Source organism: Planococcus sp. S3-L1 (genome assembly GCF_030063085.1).
GTDB lineage: Bacteria > Bacillota > Bacilli > Bacillales_A > Planococcaceae > Planococcus > Planococcus kocurii.
Window position 1 is genome coordinate 18762 of sequence record NZ_JASISN010000006.1, and the last position, 17272, is coordinate 36033.

Genomic DNA, 17272 nt, shown 5'->3' on the forward strand with positions numbered 1-17272 from the left:
TCTTCTTATGAAAATCCGTGGATAGACATGCCACCATCGACAAAAAGCGTTTGTCCAGTAATATAACTTGCTGCGTCTGAAGCCAAAAATACTACGGGCGACGCTACTTCTGGTAATTCTCCAACACGTTTCATTGGTGTTACTGCTAGGATGGAATCCAAGTATTCAGGATCACTTAGAATTTTTTCTGTTAACGGCGTTTTAAAATACCAAGGTCCGATCGCGTTGACACGAATATTTTGAGGTCCCCATTCCATCGCCATGACTTTGGTCATCTGAATAATGGCAGCTTTTGAAGCTGCATATATAACGCCAGTCTTCAAAGCACGGTCGCCTCCGACTGAGCTAATATTAATGATTGAACTGCCGCTGTTCATTTTTTTAACAGCTTCTTGTGAAAACATAAAGACACTTTGTGCGTTAGTATCCATGATTTTATGCCATTCCTCATCCGTTGCATCAGACAATGAAGAACGGATATTCATTCCGGCATTATTCACTAAAACGTCGATTGCTCCAAATTGCTGCACTGTTTTTTCAACTGCCGCTTGAATCTCAGTACGTTTTGTAATATCAGCAATCGTATAAGCCGTACGATCGTTGCCAATCTCCTGCTGCGTGTTTTGCAAATCTGTTGCTGTCCGGGCGACCAACATGACGTTCGCGCCTGCTTCTGCAAATGCCACGGCAATCGCTTTTCCGATTCCTTTACCAGCACCTGTAACAATGGCTGTCTTACCTTCTAAACTGAATGATTTTAACATCGCTTATCGCCTCCGCTCTCATTATAATCAAAACATTCGCTATTTGTCCTGTTCTATATGAAATTGGCGTTTTCAAACCACTTCAATCAGCAGTGGAGCAGAAAAACATTGAATGCATTGCCAGTTATCATGATTAAAAAAAGAAAAAACCGCCACGAAAATTCGCGGCGGCTGATGATTACATAGTGAGTTGATAAATTTTTGAATATTTTTCTTCAAGGTATTCCGCTAAATAATCTGCATTTAAGCCTTCCCCTGTAACGTCTTTTAAAATATCCATTGGCTTTTTAAAGGCACCATGACGATGGATATGACGAGTTAGCCATTCACGAATAGGCTCAATGTTTTGCTGCGCTAATAATTCATCGTAGTTTGGCAAGTCTTTTAGCATGGCGTTTTTAAACTGTGCTGCATACATATACCCTAGTGCATAAGAAGGGAAGTAACCAAAGCTTCCTCCCGCCCAGTGAACGTCTTGCAACACGCCTTCTGCATCATTCGTAGGTCGTACACCTAAATATTCTTCGTATTTATCATTCCACATTTCTGGCAAATCACTTACTTGAAGGTCTCCATTAAACAAGCCTTTTTCAAGTTCGTAACGCACCATAATATGCAGTGCGTATGACAATTCGTCTGCTTCAATGCGAATTAACGATGGTTTGGATTCATTGATTGCACGAACATAGTCGGTCAGATTAACCTTGCTAAACTGGTCTGGCGCATATTCTTTCAATAAATTAAAGTTTTGCTGCCAAAAATATTCATTTCGTCCGATAAAGTTTTCGCAAAACAACGACTGTGATTCGTGCATGCCCATGGATGCACCAGTTTCAATAGGAAGACCTGCCAATGCTTCTCCGAGATTTTGCTCGTACATTGCGTGGCCTCCTTCGTGAATTGTACCGAACACAGCTGTTCGGAAATCATTTTCGTCATACTTCGTCGTTACCCGGATATCTTGGCGATTAATAGAAGTCATAAACGGATGCACTGTTTCATCCAGTCGACCGGCTTCAAAATCATAGCCTAACTGCTCGAGCATTTGACGGCTGAAATCTTGTTGTGCTTGTTTTGGAAAATAGTCGTATAAAAACGCCGTTTCCGGTTTATTCGATGAGGCTGCAATTTTTTGCAGCAATGGCACAATGCGTTCACGAAGTTTGCCGAACACTTCATCTAGAATTTCAGTCGTCATACCAGGTTCGTATTGATCGAGTAGCGTATTGTAAGGACTGCCGTTTTTCTCTCCCCAGTAACCGATCATTTTTTTTGTAGTACTAACTAGTTCTTCTAAATAGGGAAGAAACGACGAAAAATCCGAATCCGACTTAGCTGTTTCCCATACGGATTCTGCTTCAGATTTTAATACAACAAATCTCTTGTATTCCTCGGGAGGAATTTTTTTGCTTAAATCAAATTCTTTCCGCGCTTCTTCTACTGAACGACGGATAAATGGATCTAATGTTACTTGTTCTGCTTCCAAAAGAGACAATAACTCACCGAATTCATCTGAAGTCGATAGGCTAAAAGCGGCTGCTGATAACGTGCCAATGCTTTCAGAACGAAGCTTCGTTCCTTTTTTGGGCGCACCTGTCCGCATATCCCAGTGCAATAACGCAATAGCTTCTTCGTAGCCTTTTATCTTACTAAAATGTTCAGTAAACTGCTTTTCAAGTGACAAACAAATCCCTCCAATGGTTGTTGGAATAAGTGTATCATAAGAAAACTGCTAACTTAAAAGTTTTGAGCCGGAACTGGCAAAATTGTTTCCCATAAATGTTCGACACGCAGTTCATCTTCGTTTAACAGTAAATGAATTTCGCCATGATCTTTAGATGTTCGGATCAAACGACCAATGCCTTGTTGAAGACGAAGCTGCATGAAAGGTAAATCGATTTCTTCTAACGGATTGTGGCTGAATTTGCGTTTCGCATCAAAAACAGGGTCTTTTGGTGGGAACGGCAAATCGACCATAATCACTTTCGTTAATGCTTCACCCGGTAGGTCGAGTCCTTCCCAGAGATGATAGGAACACAACACTTGGAATTTGCCATCTTGGAATTCTTTAACGACCGTCGACAGTTCACGGTCGCCTTCAAACTCGATTGTATAGTGATGATCTAAAGGCAGAGATTTTTTAAAATTGTCCATATCGAATTTCGATGTAAACAATACCAATGTTTGGTCTCCCGTACTAAATAAATCATAGACACGCTCAAACTTCTGTTGCTGCTCTAGCGGATGTTTAAAAATTTTCATAACATCCTCGTAATCAAATGGAGACGATACTGAAAACGATTGGAATTTGTCGATACCGAGACTATCTGACAGATAAGTAAAATCTTTTTGAATCGATAATGTAGCGGAAGAAAAAACAATTGGGGTTTTTCCATCAAACAATTTTTCGTCCAAAATATCAGTAACAAGACGTGGCATAATAATTAATGTCTCGATCTCGTCTTTTATTTCTAACCACGTTACAGCATCGCCTTCTTCTACAAACAAACGCATCGAGAACGTATATTGCTCAAAATACTCTTCTGCTAAGCGCAGTTCATATTCAGGAATTGTAAACAATTCTCCTTCAAAAACAAATTCCTCCATCATTAAATCGATGTGGCGAACGAGCATGTTTCCAACTTTGACTAGTTCTGGATCTTTGGTAATCGCTTTGCGGTCTTCGTCACTTTTAACTGTGTGAATGCGCAGCAAACGGAAAAATTCATTGTGAAGATCGATTGTTTGCTCGATCATATTCAATGTTTTCTCACGCATGCCATCTGAAAGAATGCTTTCTGTCACATCTTGCAATGTGCTTTCTTGCACTTCGTATGTCAACGCACGTTGTGCAGAAAACTCGAGTAAATGACCTTCATCTAAAACAATTTGAGAGAATTCAGGAAGCAGTGGCGTTTGCCCTTCTCGTTTACGTGCTTCTTTTGTCCAAATATGCTCCATTAAGAAATCATGTGAACAAATGACCAAATCTGTTGCCTGCCGGTAATGATTGCGGTGGATAGTCTGCCCGCATTTATTGCGCATATCGCACGCATTACAGTTTTGAACCGGGTGGTAATTTACTTGCTGCCATTCTTCATCCGTCACTTCTGGATAACTTGAGCGTTCTCCGTACGGATAGGTATTTTGCATGGAAAACGTCTTATTAACAAATTCTGGCAAACTGTCTTCGATGTCATAAAGAAAATCAGCATCGCTACGCTTTTTTGCACCTTCTAAACGCTGCAAACATAAATACTGATCACGTGATTTTGCTAACCGGACATCGAGATTTAAGTCAAACAGATCATTTAAACGATCAACGTCTCCGCCTTTTTTCACCAATTGCTCGATTAACGTCTCATCTGCACATGAAATAAGTGCAGGTTTGCCCGTATAACGTGCGTAGGCGATGGCTGGCAATAAATAAGCCATCGTTTTACCTGTACCAACTCCTGCTTCTGCAAACAGCACTGATTTTTCTTTTAATGCTTGTTCAATTTGGAAAGACATAAAAACTTGCTCATCGCGCAAATCGTAACCTTTTTCAGGCAGTATGTCATAAAATATATCGCCAATCCAGTCATTGAGTGATTCAAAGAACGTTTTATCCTTAGTTAAAGGGAATGGTAGTGGTTGTCTCATAAACTCTCCTCACAGAGAAACGGAAGAGCCGATGCCCTTCCGTTTCGTCTCATTTATTTTTTAGAACGTTCTCCCCAAAATTGGAAAAGATCCGTACGGATAAATCCATTAAATAATTTACGTTTTTTCGTTGCAGGTTGTCCGTAAAGTGTTTCAAAACGCCCCATCGATGACAGCATATAAACAGACCAAGTTGTGTGTTTTGCAAAGACACGTCCCATGTCTGCAATCATTTCTTCAATAATTTCAATTTCACCAATACGCTCTCCGTATGGTGGATTCCCTACAACAACGCCATTTTCTTCTGTTGCAACAAAGTCTTTGACCTGTCGCTGTTCAAAGTGAATCAAGTCTGCAAATCCAGCTTCGCGAGCATTTTCTTCTGCAATTGTCAGCATGCGGTGATCGATATCTGTCCCTGTAATGTTCAAGGGTTGATCATAATTTGCCAACTCTTCTGCTTCTGCACGGACTTCATCCCAAATTTCTTGTCCAATCCATGGCCATTCTTCGCTATCAAAGTCACGGTTGTAACCAGGCGCTAGATTTTGACCAATCATCGCTGCTTCAATAGCAATGGTACCTGAACCACAAAATGGATCTACGAAAGGACGATCAGGCGTCCATCTTGACAATTTCACAAGTGCTGCAGCCAATGTTTCTTTTAGAGGCGCTTCACCTTGATCTAAACGATAGCCGCGTTTATGCAAACCAGCTCCGCTCGTATCAATCGATAATTGAACTTTATCTTTTAAAATCGATACTTCAATTTTAAAACGAGGCCCTGTTTCATCTAAAAATGAATTGTGATGATAAGCTTTTTTCAAGCGCTCAACAATTGCTTTTTTAACGATTGACTGACAGTTTGGCACACTGTGCAAAGTAGATTTTACTGATTTCCCTTGAACTGGAAATTCAGCATCGAGTGGCAGAAATTTCTCCCACTCGATTTCTTTTGTGCGTTCAAACAACTCATCAAACGTGTAAGCATTAAATTCACCGGCAATAATTTTCACGCGGTCAGCCGTACGCAACCATAAATTGGTTTTAGCGATATCTCGCTCATTTCCTTCAAAAAATACTTTGCCGTTCTCGGTTTCTGTTTCATAGCCTAATTCTTTTACTTCGTTAGCTACGATAGACTCAAGGCCCATTGCAGCTGTTGCGAGCAATTTAAATGTTGTCATAATGACTCCCTCTCCAGTTGTTCACTATTTCAGTGTTTGTTTTGTTTACCATTAAAGCGTTATCGATTTATAAGGTGTTTGTAAAATCTTAAATTGTACTATGATCTTTTATCGTACCAGTTAATAATAAGCGCCTTTCGATAGGCATCAAATTAAACAGCAGAAAATCTATAAATTTCTACTAAGCATTCATCTCATAATATGAAGAAAGGCTCCCCTGACAGGAGAGCCTTTAATAAGCATTTTAAGACCATGTGAAATTCTATAAGCCATGTTTTGTTTCCACGTACTCAAGCGGTTTGCACCTCGTACTAGTGGACAGCAACCATCTATCTGCAAACTTACGTCTGCCTCTTCATCAGTTCATTTCCTTCAGAAAAGTGCCCCTACCATAATTTGGGTTTCTCGCTCACGGGGTTTACCTCGTTCCACCTGTATAATTTCTTATACAGCTCCGTCACTGTGGCACCTTCAGGGTATTTAGGCCGTATCCGAAGACTTAGGCGTTCTACCCGCCGTCAGCTATTGCTAGCTGCCTCAGCTTATTGTTTCACTGAGCGCGATCACTACGGTCATCTCAGAACCGTGCGAGCATGGACTTTCCTCTCCAGCGAAAACGCCAGAGCGATTGCCAGAATTTCAAATGGCTTACTAAGTATACGCTACTCATCACAATAAAACAATTGTTTTAGTTATTGTCTAATTTGTTGCCAAATACATGATTTTCTAGATGAGACAAGCGTCGTAGAATATCAAAATTTGTAGTACCTGGTGCCGGTGTCGCCTGTTTTCTTGGAGTATTTTCCAATTCCGTCCGTAAACGTTTGTTTTCATTTTGAAGTTGTTCGATTCGTTTTGAGAAAGCTTCATAGTCCTGAATGACTTCATCCAAGAAATGATCGACTTCGTCTTGATTGTAGCCACGCATAGCTGTTTTAAAATCTTTTTCTAGTATGTCCTTAGACGTAAATTTATTTTCCATTTTAATCGCCCTTCCATAAAAAACTACCTTATGCTAAGTATAGCATAAGGTAGTTTTTTCGTGCTCAGTCTTCTTCATTTTTTGGATTCTTTTTTCTCTTTTTCTCTTCTAAACGTGACTGTCTTTTGACAATATCCATAACGAGTGATTGTCGCACATGCGTATGTTCACTTGCCTGTTTTGCAAATCCTGCCATGATAATGGCCTGCTCTAAATCGCGTAATTGATGTTCATACAGTTTTGCCGTATGAATCCACGCTTCTACTTCGATACTGCCACGCAAATGAGGTGCTGCTTCTTTAAAAAGTTGGACCGCCTCTTCGTACTGACCCGCTCGTTTTTTCTGTATTGCTAGAAGATAACGGGCTAAAGCTGAAGATGCCCCTCTTTCAGCGGTGACATGTTCGAGATATGCGGCACTTTGATCAAATTGCTTTAAGTCTGCATACCATTTACCAATATTTGTATAAGCACCACTTGTTTCCGATTCCAAATCTTCCATTAATAAGTTAGAAGACACAACATATAACGACACCAGCGATAAAATATCCAATTCATTATGATAAAGAACTTTTGCTAAACCGTCCGGAAATCCACTTTTGACGGCATCCAAGTAAATAGCCGGAATTAAATAGCCAGGCACATCGCCTTGTCGAGTAAAGCCCAGTTTTTCTTCTTCAATCGTGCTCAGCTTCATGCGGGCCAATTCATTTTTCCAGATTCGTTTTGTACCGTGAAACAAATCAATTTGACGTGGCACCGGCAACTTCGGCAAAATTTGTCTGTGCATGGTCCAACGAGACGTCAGTTGCGGCCAATCAAAGCTTTTGCCGTTATAGGAAAAGATAATCGGATCGTCCGTTTTCCACAACCCTGTTTCATAGAGAAACGCCGCTTCGTGGGAAGGATCTGGCATAATGTATTGCATCATTTCAAAATGATCATTGCGCTTAACTAACAAACCAATTAAAAAAATATAAGCACCGGTCCCACTAAGGCCTGTCGTTTCTGTGTCAAAAAAGACAAGCGGATCCTGTTTGCTCAACTTAAAAGGGTGATCAAAATCTGTATTCTCCCATGCCTTTAAGACGAGCTCAAGTTCATTCAAAATTACTGAACCATGCTTGGTGTCAAACGGATAAATAATCTTCTTACGAAAGACAAATCCAAATTTGTTTTCTACAAGTTCTAGTCCAATTCCATTCCACTTATCTTCATTGAGCGGCCGTTCTGCTGCTTTATCCGTCTGTTTTTTTACAGGCTTCTTTTTTAGCATGCCTTTCATTTGGAGAAGTTTGTTTTCAAACGACATTTGTCTTCACCTCTCTTTGCGAAGCTCATTCAACAGTCGAATCACATGGCCTTTCATACTGACGGCTGCATCTTGTGCACCGATGCACGATGGACATCCGTCAAGACATGGACATTCTGAGACATGTTGCTGGGCTTTATCAAGCAACGGCTGCCACAGATCGTAAATTCGTTCACTGATCCCAATACCACCCGGATAAGAATCGTGTATAAAAAAAGACGGTCTATCGTTATGTGGTGACTTTACTTGGGGCACAACATGGACATCGCGGCGGTCGCATTGAACGAATATAGGAATAAATGACTCGATCGCATAGGCTGCTCCGGTCATTGTGTCTGATAACTCTGCTTCTGTAAAGTCTTCCGGTTTCGCAAAACTCAACCACGTTGACGACGTGTGAAGTTCTTCTGGCGGCAAGGAAATTGGTCCAGAACCAATGTTATCATGCGAATCAAAACGGATCTTCTTAAAAATCGTTGGCATTGCAAGTACCGCAATATCACCATAAAACACTTCTGAACCATTCATTTCCTTGTCTTTATCTTCACTCATCACTTTTAACTCTACTGCTAAATTGGCATCTGTGAAATAATCGACGTCGACTTCTCTGACATAGGCTTTCTTTTCTTCCCAGTCTAAAATTTCTACTTGAAATTGAGTACCTTGATGCAGATAAATGGCTTCTTCGTGCAATAATGTCATCGCACTAAAACGGTCCATTTCTCCAATTACACGTGTATCTGCAGGAATAGACTGATCGATGATGACGACATTTTCCTGTGAAGCAGAGCGCAGCGATATATCGTGCGCTGGGAAACGATCACTCATCCAGTGCCAACGATTTGATGTACGGACGAGTACACCTTCTTCCTGCAAATATTCGAGCAGCTCTTGAACTTCAAATTCTCCGTACTGGTCGTCGATTCGAAATGGCAATTCAAAAGAAGCGCATTTTAAATGATCCATTAAGATAATCATATTTTCTGGATGGATACGCGCTTCTTCTGGTGACTGATCGAGTAAATATTCTGGATGATTAATGATGTATTGATCAAGTGCAGTCGACTGTGCGACATAAATAACGAGCGACTCATCTTGACGACGTCCCGCTCGTCCCGCTTGTTGCCACGCACTAGCAATATTGCCCGGATAGCCTGTCATGATACACGCTTGCAACTGACCAATATCCACGCCAAGTTCCAATGCATTAGTAGACACGACACATTGAATGGACCCATCACGCAATCCTTTTTCAATCGCCCGCCGCTCTGTCGGCAAATAGCCCCCCCGGTAACCTTTGATTGAATCATCTTGCAGTTTCATTTTGGTCACGGCTTGTAAATAAGTAACCAGCATCTCTACACGTACACGACTTTTCGCAAAGACAATGGTTTGAATGCCATTTTTGATCAAATGAGTAGCAAGATCTCGTACTTCTAGTATGGCACTTCTGCGGACACCAAAAGTTGGGTGGATAATCGGCGGGTTATAAAAAACAATATGTTTTTTTCCAGAAGGTGCACCGTTTTGGTGAATCAGCTCATGTGAACTGTTCGTCAAATTTTCCGCTAGCTCTTTTGGGTTGGCAATTGTAGCAGATGTACAAATAAAAACCGGATTGCTGCCATAAAACTCACAGATCCGTTTTAGCCTCCGAATGACATGCGCTACATGTGTCCCAAAAATGCCTTTATACGTGTGCAGTTCATCAATCACTATATAATGAAGATTTTCAAAAAGTGATACCCATTTTGTGTGATGCGGCAAAATAGCGGAATGCAGCATGTCTGGGTTCGTCATCACGATTTGCCCAGCTTTTCGGACCTTTGTTCGAATCGCTGGTGAAGTGTCTCCATCGTACGTATAGGATAAAATCGCCTCTTCTGTTTTCTCAATTAAATCATGCAAATCGCTTTTCTGATCCTGCGCTAATGCTTTTGTTGGAAACAAGTACAACGCTCGCGCACCCGGATCATTTAAAATTTTATGCAGCACCGGCAAATGATAACAATAAGACTTACCTGAAGCTGTCGGGGTAACAGCCGTAAACGACTTGCCTGCCGTCGCCAAATCGAATGCTTGTCGCTGATGCGTATACAATTGCTCAATTCCTTTCTTCCGAAGAGCTGCTTTCAAGCTAGCGTGCATCTCCGGTGGAAAGTCGGCATATCGAGCCGGTTTTTCTTGTCTCGTATGCCAATGGACAATACGTTCCATCATGTCCGGTTGTGTTTTCCACTCTTCCATTAAGACAGGTAGCGTTTTTCGCTTAATCATGTTTAGTGCTCTTTTCGTCAATGGCTAATATAAAAGTCTGCAGCGTATACTGTGCGGCTTGAATGGTTTGGATAAAGCGTTTCTTACTTGTTTCTTTATAAAAGCTTTGAACGAAAAACTGTGTCATGCCTTCTGCCGCTGTATCAATTTGAGGCTTATGAACATATTTTGGCCGCTCCTGCTGAATATACAGCAACGATTCTTTTTGCCACTCATTTATTTTTCCGTGCCAGAAATCGGCATAGGGTTTAACGTCTTCGTAAAAATCAGGAACCGCATCCATCTCACGCATTTCATAAAAGCGGTCTAAGCATTTTCCACATTCATCAAATAATGTAGAAGAGAGTTCTCTAACTGTCATTTTGCAATCCCTCCATTGCCATTAGTTTATCATATTCACTGAAACGACACGACTTTTATCGAACAGACATTCTTTCCTGTTGAATCCAGTCAAAAAATCTGGTATTGATAGAATAGAATAAGTTAGCCACTTGTTTTCACTTGTTGCTTTTTTGCGAATCCATTTCTGGGATTTTCACTTTGGCGTCATTCGCTTAATCCTATTCTTCGCGTCTCTATACTGCTTCACATAACCTGAAGTGGTAGATTTCGACTTGGTGAAACCTTTCATCATATCAGTCGTCTAAACGCTTGTGATATGATAGAGTAAGCGAGGTGTATCACAATGGCAATCAATTACCCGAACGGAAAAAAATTTGTTCCGTCAAAAAATTCAGCTACTAAAGAAACCGGGACCCCCAAAAAGAAAAAAGATTTTTCCTTTAGTAACCGTGGTAAAACATTAGAAGATGAATTAAATGAAACCAATGATTATTATCTTCAGCTGGGGTTAGCGGTCATCCATAAAAAACCAGTGCCGCTTCAGATTGTCAAAGTAGAATATCCATCCAGAAGTGCCGCTGTTATTCGAGAAGCTTATTTCCAAGCTCCGTCTACGACAGATTACAATGGCGTTTGGAATGGACGATATATTGACTTTGAAGCTAAAGAAACCGAAAACAAAACTTCTTTCCCGTTGAAGAATATTCATGATCATCAAATTCATCACATGTCTCAAGTCGTTAAACAAGCTGGAACTGCATTTATGATCATCCGATTTTCTTCTTGGCAACGATATTTTATTATGCCTTTTAAAGAACTTGAATTTTTTTGGAATCGGATGATCACAGGTGGAAGAAAATCGGTTACTTTGCAGGAAATAGAAGAAACTTCATTTGAAATAATACCTGGAGCATTTCCACGCATTAATTATTTGCCTCTTCTAAAAAAATTTTAACTAGTACTACTTATATGAAAGTGAGGAACCGATTTTGAGTGATAAACAAATTTCGCGTGAAGAACGCCGAAAAGCAATCGAACGCCAAAAAAAGACCAATAACAAAAAGAAAAAGAAATCTCCCGCAATAACATGGATCAAGCGTATTCTACTGGCGATCGTTGTCATAGGATTAGCAGGACTTGTGTTCGGCGCCTCTCTCTTTGCGTTCTACGCAAGCAGCGCACCTGAACTTGATGAAGAATTATTGCGTGATCCTATTAGCCCGACATTCTATGCAGCCGATGGCGAAACAGAAATCCCTTATATTACTGCTGAAAACCGTGAATATGTCAATTATGAAGATATTCCAAAAACGATGGAAGCTGCTATTTTAGCAACTGAAGACAATCGCTTCTATAAACATTCGGGAATTGATGTCATTCGACTGGGTGGTGCAGTCATTGCCAACATTACTGGAGGCTTCGGCTCACAGGGAGCTAGTACCATCACTCAACAAGTTATTAAAAACTCTTTTTTAACGAATGACAAAACCTTGAAACGAAAAGCACAAGAAGCATATCTTGCTTATAAACTAGAGCAAGAATATGAAAAAGAAGAGATATTTGAGATGTATTTCAACAAAATTCTGATGTCTGGTAATATTTACGGTTTTGGCACAGCTGCTGAAACGTTTTACGGCAAACCCCTTAACGAGTTAACACTTGCTGAATCTGCGTTACTTGCAGGAATGCCGCAAAGTCCGAATGGTTACAACCCATTCACAAATCCTGAACGTGCTGAAGAACGACGGAATATCGTTTTAAGCCTAATGGAACAACACGGGAAAATTACCACAGAAGAAAAAGAACAAGCTCAAACGGCAGTTCTGGCAGACTCATTGGTCCCTGAAGATCAACGCCAGCCTCAAACGGCAAACACTGAATATACGGCCTTTATGGAAATGGTCGAGGATGAACTCGAAGCATTAGAAGGCGATTATTCACTTGGTGATGGATTGACAATTTACACCACTTTAGAACCTTACGTTCAAACTAAAGTAAACGAAACAATGGCATCTGATTTGTTTTTCGATGATAAAGTTCAATCTGCTATGACGGTCGTAGATACCAAAACAGGTGGTATCAGCGCGGTCGGCGCAGCACGTGAATACTCAGGCGATGTGCGACATAATTTCGCGATTGCGAAAGACCGTCAAGTCGGATCTACTATTAAACCAGTATTGGATTACGGTCCTGCTATCGAATACTTGGACTGGTCTACTGGCCAAACAATTGTAGATGAACCTTCTTCTTATGAAGATGGTCAAGAAATTCGCAATGTTGATGGTCAATTTCTTGGAACTATGACTATCCGCGAAGCACTTTACCGTTCGCGTAATATCCCTGCTATTAAAACGCTACAAGAAGTCGGAACAGAAGATGCTGGAAAATTCATGAAAAATGTAGGACTTGAAATGGATAATATTTTTGAGTCTTCTGCACTGGGTTCAGCTGAATTTTCAACAGTAGAAATGGCAGGAGCGTTTGCTGCCTTTGGTAATGATGGTTCTTTTATTAAGCCTCATACGATTAAGAAAATTGTATTCCGTGACGGCTCAACCGAACAAGTCGTTGCACCCGAACCGGTACAAGCCATGAAAGACAGTACTGCATACATGGTAACGGATATGCTTAGAGATGTTGTCGATTTGAATGTGCCGGGCTCTACCGGTAAAGAAGTGGCGATTAACGGTCTGGACATGGCCGGTAAAACTGGAACAACTAACTATTCTGCTAAAGAACTTGGAGAGTACGGTTTAGACTCTAGTTCGGCACCAGATGTTTGGTTTGCAGGCTATACGACAGACTACTCCATTTCTGTTTGGAGCGGCTATCCTTCAAAGAAAACACCTATCGATACCGCATCAAATGAACGACTATTATCTCAACGTTTATTCAAAAATGTAATGTCACAAATTTCATCACCTGAAACAGCTCGTTTTGAACAGCCGGATTCGGTTACAGAACAAGTCGTTGAAATAGGCTCGGATCCATTAAAATTGGCCAGTGCTTTTACACCGTATAACTTAAGAAGTTCTGAACTGTTTGCACGTGGTACGGAACCAAATTCAGTATCACAACGCTATGTCGTGGAAGATTTAGATACCCCCACTCGATTACGCGCTAAAGTCAAAGATCAATCAGCTGAACTGTCTTGGAATTACGGAGATGACGATGTATCATTTGAAGTGTCCGTTGAAGTTGATGGCTCTCGCTCAGTTCTTAGCACCTCATCAAGCCAGTCTTATACATTTAATGGCCTTGAAGAAGGGAAAAGCTATACCTTTAGCGTTGTAGCCGTTAACAGCACGCAACGAAGCGATCCTGCATCGACTGTAGTTGAAGTTGCTGCTGCACCTGAAGAACCTGAAGAAGAGCCAGTCGAAGAACCGGTTGAAGAAGAGCCAGTTGAGGAAGAGCCAGTTGAGGAAGAACCGGTTGAAGAAGAACCGGTCGAAGAAGAACCAGTCGAGGAAGAACCCGCTGAAGAAGAACCAGTCGAGGAAGAGGAACCAGCCGTTGAAGAAGATCCAATTGATGTTCCAGAAGATCCGACTGAAGAAGAAGAAAGCGAAAAACCGGCTGCCAATAATAGTGAAAACAACAATGCTACTAATGGCAATGACAATAATAAAGACGAAGATAAAGATAAAGACGACTCCAACTAAAACAACCCACCTCAAATGCATTTGAGGTGGGTTGTTTTAGTCGTTCAAGCGTTTTAGTTCAATCCGTTTTCTTGCCAATATCTTCTTCAGTTCAGTAAACAGTTCATCCAATTGACGATAAGCCGCATACGTTCCAGAAGACGTCTTAATAAAGGTCAGGCGTTCCGAACCGTTTAACGGCTCAAACCCATCATCCTGTAAGGCATCGCGACAGTGAGACAGTAGACGCTGATACAATTCAAGACCTTCTTGGATGGTGACCTTAGTCTGCTTACTGCGCTGCTCATGCAAATTGGCCAGTTCCGTCGTGATTCGAAGCCATTCCAAAAAATACGGTTCCAGCTGCTCTTTAGTTAATTTCTGTGACGATTTCACGTTTAACAAGTCCTTTTTTTTGGCGTTTTTGGCCTTCACGGCAACGGTCAAAAAGTGGACAAATAGGACATCCTGGATTTTGTGATTTGCAGTGATACCGACCAAAGAAAATAATTTGATGATGTGTTTTAGACCAATGGTCTGCAGGTGTTTTTTTCATAATGGTTTCTTCTACCTGAAGCGGATTGTCTTTCCAACGGTTTAATCCCAGACGTTTGGCAACCCGTTCAACGTGCGTATCTACTGCTAAAGCTGGAATACCAAACGCTACAGAAACAACGACGTTTGCTGTTTTCCGTCCGACTCCTGGAAGTGTCATCAGCAGGTCTCGATCAGCCGGTACAATGCTATCATAATCGGCGATCAAAATTTCACTAAGTGCTTGTATATTTTTAGCTTTATTACGAAACAATCCAATTGAACGAATATCTTGTTGCAGTTCCTCCAAAGAAACCGAAACATAATCTTTTGGTACGTGGTATTTCTGAAATAAAGTAGCAGTCACACGGTTTACTAGCTTGTCTGTACATTGTGCAGATAACAGTGTCGCAATCAATAAATCAAAAGGATTGCGGTGCACCAATTCACAATGTGCCTCTGGAAACATAAGGTCCATTTCTTCTAGACAGGCTAGCCATTTTTTTTTTGACATCATCTACTTCACCTTCTAACTGCGGTCTTCCAGCCAATTGTAAAACTGAACTTTTTTCACAACGTTTTCTGTCGGCTGAATCCGGATATTTTTCTCTCTGAAAGAACTTGCGTGCTTCGTAACTTGAGAAGAAGTTTTGATGTTTTTCTTTTTCCACTCGAACAAAATACGGTCGACATAACGCAAACTGATTTTTTGTGAAATAACCGCTTCTTTTAGCGCCATACGGATTACGTCAGGTGTATGACCATCATGATCCATCCACATAGAGATGGTTTCAATTTCCATCGGCGATAAGAAACGACCAAATTCTTGCTCAAACAGTTGGAAAATTTCTCCTTCTAGCTCTTTTTGCGTATTTTCTTTGATTTCATGCTGTTCTTTATAGACACAGTCTAATAACCGATCCCATAAAGGTTGCAACGAAATGACTTCTGTTAACACATCGCTTTCCGTCGTTTGTTGAATGGCTAAATAGCCTTGTTGCATCAATTTTTGTAGCATCGTCGTTACACTTTTTTGAGAAGTCATCATGCGCGCACCGATTTCGTCTGGTGTTGGAAATGGGTTTCCAAGTTGCTGAAATGCTTGTATATGCATAAGCAACATAGCTTCTTCGTCTGTAATCTTCAGTTCTTTATAAAACTGAAAAAAAAGCTGGGAAATGGTAACATTCTCCTGCTCAATCCACGTTTGTAGTCGATTAGGTTGTTTCATATCCCAACCACCTTTCTGTTTATTCGATTTTATGGGTATAACCGGTTTAGAAGACGAGGGAACGGAATAGATTCTCTAATGTGTTCAACGCCGCTAATCCAAGCTACTGTTCGTTCAAGACCTAAGCCAAATCCAGAATGCGGAACCGCTCCGTATTTGCTTAAATCCAAATACCAAGCATAAGCTTCTTCATCTAAATTATGCTCTTTAATCCGTTGCTTCATTAGCTCGTAGTCATGGATTCGTTCTGATCCTCCAATAATTTCTCCGTAGCCTTCTGGCGCAATCATATCTGCACATAACACTACATCGTCACGTTCTGGATGCGGCTGCATATAGAATGGCTTAATGCCGATTGGGTAATGCGTGATAAATATTGGCATATCATAGCTTTCTGCTAACGCCGTTTCATGTGGCGCTCCAAAATCTTCGCCCCATTTGATGTCATCAAAGCCATTATCATTTAGCCATTTAATCGCATCGTCGTAAGAAACGCGCGGGAATGGTGCTTTTATTTTTTCAAGTTTCGATACGTCTCTTTCAAGACGCTCCAATTCCAATTTGCAGTTGGTCAATACCGCTTGTACGATATGAGAAACATATTGCTCTTGTACTTCAAGGCTCTCTGCATGCTCTATAAATGCCATCTCCGGTTCGATCATCCAAAACTCGATTAAGTGACGACGCGTCTTCGATTTTTCTGCCCGGAAAGTTGGTCCAAACGAGAATACTTTTCCAAGTGCCATCGCTGCTGCTTCCATATACAACTGGCCAGACTGCGATAAATACGCATCTTCGTCAAAATATTTAGTAGCAAATAATTCAGACGTTCCTTCTGGAGATGAGCCAGTCAAAATTGGGGGATCTACTTTGACAAAGCCATTGTCATTAAAAAATTCATAGGTCGCACGAATAATTTCGTTGCGGATTTTCATAATTGCGTGCTGTCTACGTGAACGCAACCACAAATGACGGTTATCCATTAAAAATTCTGTACCATGTTCTTTTGGTGTAATTGGGAAATCTTTCGCTTCATGGATAACTTCAACGTCTGTAACAGCTAGCTCATAACCAAAGGCAGAGCGCGTATCTTCTTTTACTTCACCAGTAACATAAACAGACGTTTCTTGCGTCAACGCTTTCGCTGTAGCGAATAGCTCATCGCCTACTTCAGCTTTTACAACCACGCCTTGTACGAATCCTGATCCGTCACGCAACTGTAAAAATGCAATTTTACCACTTGAACGTTTGTTAGCGATCCAAGCTCCTAATTTAACTGTTTGTCCGTTATATTTAGCCATTTCGGCAATCGTAATTTTTTTCATCCAGCAATAGCCTCCAAAGAATAATGTTG

14 protein-coding genes and 1 other RNA gene are annotated in these 17272 nt (G+C 41.0%); 2 read left to right on the forward strand and 13 right to left on the reverse strand.

What is annotated here, in order from left to right:
* Positions 1–5: 5 nt before the first annotated feature.
* The 9 genes from QMF37_RS07950 to QMF37_RS07990 all read right to left on the reverse strand — a co-directional run bounded on the left by QMF37_RS07950 (position 6) and on the right by QMF37_RS07990 (position 10528).
* On the reverse strand, positions 6–764 hold the full coding sequence (locus QMF37_RS07950) for an SDR family NAD(P)-dependent oxidoreductase (RefSeq protein ID WP_071154470.1): 759 nt from the start codon (positions 762–764) through the stop codon (positions 6–8).
* Positions 765–942: 178 nt separating this feature from the next.
* Complete coding sequence (locus tag QMF37_RS07955) at positions 943–2448, reverse strand: carboxypeptidase M32 (protein WP_283477706.1); 1506 nt, start codon at positions 2446–2448, stop codon at positions 943–945.
* Positions 2449–2501: 53 nt separating this feature from the next.
* Positions 2502–4409 carry an ATP-dependent DNA helicase gene (locus tag QMF37_RS07960; RefSeq protein WP_058385077.1) on the reverse strand — a complete coding sequence of 636 codons (1908 nt, stop codon included), beginning with the start codon at positions 4407–4409 and terminating at the stop codon, positions 2502–2504.
* Between the two features lie 53 nt (positions 4410–4462).
* Positions 4463–5596, reverse strand: a complete 1134-nt coding sequence (locus QMF37_RS07965; protein WP_071154471.1) for a THUMP domain-containing class I SAM-dependent RNA methyltransferase — start codon at positions 5594–5596, stop codon at positions 4463–4465.
* Positions 5597–5856: 260 nt separating this feature from the next.
* An RNA gene (rnpB, locus tag QMF37_RS07970) (RNase P RNA component class B) lies at positions 5857–6236 on the reverse strand.
* Between the two features lie 48 nt (positions 6237–6284).
* Positions 6285–6578, reverse strand: coding sequence for a cell division regulator GpsB (gene gpsB / locus QMF37_RS07975; protein ID WP_058385075.1), 294 nt, complete (start codon positions 6576–6578; stop codon positions 6285–6287).
* Between the two features lie 64 nt (positions 6579–6642).
* Positions 6643–7890, reverse strand: coding sequence for a ribonuclease H-like domain-containing protein (locus QMF37_RS07980; RefSeq protein WP_071154472.1), 1248 nt, complete (start codon positions 7888–7890; stop codon positions 6643–6645).
* Between the two features lie 6 nt (positions 7891–7896).
* Positions 7897–10167: a DEAD/DEAH box helicase gene (locus QMF37_RS07985; protein WP_283477712.1), complete on the reverse strand. Its 2271-nt coding sequence runs from the start codon at positions 10165–10167 to the stop codon at positions 7897–7899.
* Positions 10160–10528 carry a YppE family protein gene (locus tag QMF37_RS07990; protein ID WP_058385072.1) on the reverse strand — a complete coding sequence of 123 codons (369 nt, stop codon included), beginning with the start codon at positions 10526–10528 and terminating at the stop codon, positions 10160–10162. The genes QMF37_RS07985 and QMF37_RS07990 overlap by 8 nt, the downstream gene beginning before the upstream one ends.
* A gap of 324 nt (positions 10529–10852) precedes the next feature.
* On the opposite strand from QMF37_RS07990, the gene recU reads away from it, so the two are divergent.
* Complete coding sequence (recU, locus tag QMF37_RS07995) at positions 10853–11464, forward strand: Holliday junction resolvase RecU (RefSeq protein ID WP_078080509.1); 612 nt, start codon at positions 10853–10855, stop codon at positions 11462–11464.
* Positions 11465–11498: 34 nt separating this feature from the next.
* Entirely contained in the window at positions 11499–14174 is a 2676-nt protein-coding gene (locus tag QMF37_RS08000) for a penicillin-binding protein 1A (protein WP_071154473.1), read from the forward strand.
* Between the two features lie 36 nt (positions 14175–14210).
* On the opposite strand, the gene QMF37_RS08005 is transcribed toward QMF37_RS08000, so the two are convergent.
* The 4 genes from QMF37_RS08005 to asnS are packed head-to-tail and all read right to left on the reverse strand — an operon-like array spanning position 14211 to position 17243.
* On the reverse strand, positions 14211–14549 hold the full coding sequence (locus tag QMF37_RS08005) for a YpoC family protein (RefSeq protein ID WP_071154474.1): 339 nt from the start codon (positions 14547–14549) through the stop codon (positions 14211–14213).
* The gene (gene nth / locus QMF37_RS08010) at positions 14524–15204 is read right to left on the reverse strand and encodes an endonuclease III (RefSeq protein ID WP_071154475.1); all 681 of its coding nucleotides are present in this window, start codon (positions 15202–15204) and stop codon (positions 14524–14526) included. The genes QMF37_RS08005 and nth overlap by 26 nt, the downstream gene beginning before the upstream one ends.
* Before the next feature lie 12 nt (positions 15205–15216).
* Complete coding sequence (locus QMF37_RS08015; RefSeq protein ID WP_283477717.1) at positions 15217–15918, reverse strand: DnaD domain-containing protein; 702 nt, start codon at positions 15916–15918, stop codon at positions 15217–15219.
* Between the two features lie 29 nt (positions 15919–15947).
* On the reverse strand, positions 15948–17243 hold the full coding sequence (asnS, locus tag QMF37_RS08020; protein ID WP_058385066.1) for an asparagine--tRNA ligase: 1296 nt from the start codon (positions 17241–17243) through the stop codon (positions 15948–15950).
* Positions 17244–17272 lie beyond the last annotated feature (29 nt).

Excerpts from the sequence above, each read along its gene's own strand:
- QMF37_RS07965 (WP_071154471.1), bottom strand. The coding sequence starts at position 5,596 with ATGACAACATTTAAATTGCTCGCAACAGCTGCAATGGGCCTTGAGTCT.
- asnS (WP_058385066.1), bottom strand. The coding sequence starts at position 17,243 with ATGAAAAAAATTACGATTGCCGAAATGGCTAAATATAACGGACAAACA.
- QMF37_RS07990 (WP_058385072.1), bottom strand. The coding sequence starts at position 10,528 with ATGACAGTTAGAGAACTCTCTTCTACATTATTTGATGAATGTGGAAAA.
- QMF37_RS07980 (WP_071154472.1), bottom strand. The coding sequence starts at position 7,890 with ATGTCGTTTGAAAACAAACTTCTCCAAATGAAAGGCATGCTAAAAAAG.
- QMF37_RS07950 (WP_071154470.1), bottom strand. The coding sequence starts at position 764 with ATGTTAAAATCATTCAGTTTAGAAGGTAAGACAGCCATTGTTACAGGT.
- QMF37_RS07985 (WP_283477712.1), bottom strand. The coding sequence starts at position 10,167 with ATGATTAAGCGAAAAACGCTACCTGTCTTAATGGAAGAGTGGAAAACA.
- QMF37_RS07960 (WP_058385077.1), bottom strand. The coding sequence starts at position 4,409 with ATGAGACAACCACTACCATTCCCTTTAACTAAGGATAAAACGTTCTTT.
- gpsB (WP_058385075.1), bottom strand. The coding sequence starts at position 6,578 with ATGGAAAATAAATTTACGTCTAAGGACATACTAGAAAAAGATTTTAAA.
- QMF37_RS08015 (WP_283477717.1), bottom strand. The coding sequence starts at position 15,918 with ATGAAACAACCTAATCGACTACAAACGTGGATTGAGCAGGAGAATGTT.
- recU (WP_078080509.1), top strand. The coding sequence starts at position 10,853 with ATGGCAATCAATTACCCGAACGGAAAAAAATTTGTTCCGTCAAAAAAT.
- nth (WP_071154475.1), bottom strand. The coding sequence starts at position 15,204 with ATGATGTCAAAAAAAAAATGGCTAGCCTGTCTAGAAGAAATGGACCTT.